Genomic DNA, 2,426 nt, shown 5'->3' on the forward strand with positions numbered 1-2,426 from the left:
GTAATAAAGATTTGCTAAATGGCATGCGTGTAGCATTAAGCAGCAATTCATCAACTTCAGAGATAACAGCGCGCTGTTTGCTGATTGCGATTCTTCTTTCGGCTTCAATTTTTTGTTTATATTGTTGAATGATATTGTAGCCAATTAGGACAAACAATAATAAACCGATCAGTGATAAAATTAGTGGAAATAGCATAAATTCTCATAATACAAATTAATTAAAATAGATGTCTCTGCAAAAATGCACTTTAACCGCTAGTGTGCATTAAGGCAAACGTAAGGTAAATACACTTCCGCCAGATCCACTTTTATTTTCTAGCAAAATGTGACCTTGCAGCTGCTTTGTTTTATGTTCAGATGCTATTTTCTTTGCAAATAACAGGCCAAGACCACTTCGTCCTTTACAGGCGTTGAATTGTGAATCCGTATTATTTATTGCAAGCATATGTTCAGGGTAGCCGTCGCCATCATCTTCTACTTGGATATTTAGATATTGCTGATCGCTGAAAGCACGTAATGTGATGGATTTTTTAGTATGACGAAGGGCATTAATAAAAATATCTGCGATTAAATAGGTAACCAAATCCTGATCAAAATAACCATTTAAATCTGGGTCTACATCTAATACGACTTTTACATGATGACTATTTAAGTAAAGACGATTTCTATCGAGTACTTCATGCAGCATCTCGGCAACTGAATTTTCTTCAATATAAAGGGGTAACTGATTTTGTTCATCTCGGTATAGGGCAAGTAACTGCATTAAGCTGCCGTTAATCCTTGATGTTTGATAATGGAGATCAGCAAATGCCTGGTGTTGCTTAGGTGTTAAATTGTCCGCAAGGTCTAAATGTTCAATGGACTGCAAAAGCATAAAAAGAGAATTTTTCATGTCATGTGCACTGGTTGCTAAAATGCTGCTGAAATCAAGTTCATTTTGTTTGCTCATGGTCACCTCTGAATGCGCATAGTCAAATAATATAAGTATGAAATATATGTGTTAAATATCAAGTCGGTAAAGTAGCTCTTTCTGTTTATTAGAACTCTGCTAGAATAATAGACTCTTAATTGTGGATAACAGTTGGTTTTAAATGAAATTACAACAATTACGTTATATCGTCGAAGTCTTAAATAACAATTTAAATGTATCAGCAACAGCTGAAAATTTATTTACTTCGCAACCTGGAATTAGTAAACAAGTTTGTATGCTTGAGGATGAGTTAGGTATTCAAGTTTTCGAACGAAGTGGTAAACATTTAACCAAGGTAACCCCCGCGGGTAAAGAAGTAATTCGTTTTGCGTCTGAAATTATGGGGAAAGTTGAAAGTATAAAGGCGATTGCATCTCAATACACTCAACCTGATCAAGGTTCGTTAAACATTGCCACAACTCATACTCAAGCGCGCTATGCTTTGCCAGAAGTCATACAGGGCTTTATTAAACGTTATCCTAAAGTGTCTTTGCATATGCACCAAGGTACGCCAACACAAATTAGCGAATCAGTGGTCAAAGGTAAAACAGATTTTGCGATTGCAACGGAAGCGCTACATCTGTATCAAGATTTGATTATGTTGCCCTGTTATCACTGGAATCGTTCCGTGATCGTGCCAAAAAACCATCCTCTTGCAAGTATAAAAAATATTACCATTGAAGATATTGCAAAGCATCCAATTGTTACTTATGTATTTGGCTTTACTGGGCGCTCTGAATTAGATGAAGCATTTAATGCGGCTGGTTTTACGCCAAATGTTGTTTTTACTGCAACCGATGCTGATGTCATTAAAACTTATGTGCGTTTAGGATTGGGGGTGGGCGTTGTCGCATCCATGGCCGTTAATGGAGATGATGATGATTTTTGTGTGATTGATGCAAGCCATCTCTTTAAATCAAGTACAACAAGTATTGGATTTAGAAAAGGCACATTTTTACGGGATTATATGTATGAATTTATGGTGCGTTTTGCGCCACACCTTACCCGTCCACTTGTTGAAAAAGCAATTCAGCTTAAATATAGCGCCGAAGTGAGCAAACTGTTTGAAGATATTGAACTGCCGACGCGTTAATTTATGATCAAGCAATTATTGAAAAAGCGATACGTAAACCTAAAATATAGCGCGGAAGTGAGCAAACTGTTTGAAGATATTGAGCTGCCGACGCGCTAGTTTTATTTATCAGTGTTTATTTAACGCTTCAAGGCAGGGCAAAATTTTACTGACTTTATCAAAACACTCTTGATATTCCTGATCAACGTTTGAGTCTGCGACTAAACCGCCACCCGCCCAGCAATAAATTTTCTGTTTATGACAGATCAGTGTTCTGATGGTTATATTCATATCCATTTGACCGTCACCGTTAATATAACCAATACTGCCGCAGTACAGCTGACGGCTGTTCGGCTCTAGTTCTGCAATGATTTCCATTGCGCG

At 37.3% G+C, this 2,426-nt stretch carries 3 protein-coding genes and 1 pseudogene; 1 reads left to right on the plus strand and 3 read right to left on the minus strand.

The window, feature by feature from the left end; translation table 11 throughout:
• Positions 1-196: pseudogene (locus AC4GME_RS18695) on the minus strand (DNA repair ATPase); the annotation flags it as partial.
• A 69-nt stretch (positions 197-265) separates the two neighbouring features.
• Entirely contained in the window at positions 266-949 is a 684-nt protein-coding gene (locus AC4GME_RS18700; RefSeq protein ID WP_490378298.1) for a sensor histidine kinase, read from the minus strand.
• A 142-nt stretch (positions 950-1,091) separates the two neighbouring features.
• Here AC4GME_RS18700 and cysB point away from each other — a divergent pair, with 142 nt between their 5' ends.
• Complete coding sequence (gene cysB, locus AC4GME_RS18705) at positions 1,092-2,063, plus strand: HTH-type transcriptional regulator CysB (protein WP_490380029.1); 972 nt, start codon at positions 1,092-1,094, stop codon at positions 2,061-2,063.
• 108 nt (positions 2,064-2,171) lie between these two features.
• Here the strand turns inward: cysB and AC4GME_RS18710 are convergent.
• Positions 2,172-2,426, minus strand: a 255-nt coding sequence (locus AC4GME_RS18710) for a chorismate-binding protein (protein WP_490380030.1), incomplete at its 5' end; no start/stop codon positions are given.

This window comes from Psychromonas sp. (genome assembly GCF_983033635.1).

Bases quoted from the DNA above. Each gene is read 5' to 3' on its own strand.
- cysB (WP_490380029.1), top strand. From the start codon at position 1,092: ATGAAATTACAACAATTACGTTATATCGTCGAAGTCTTAAATAACAAT.
- AC4GME_RS18700 (WP_490378298.1), bottom strand. From the start codon at position 949: ATGAGCAAACAAAATGAACTTGATTTCAGCAGCATTTTAGCAACCAGT.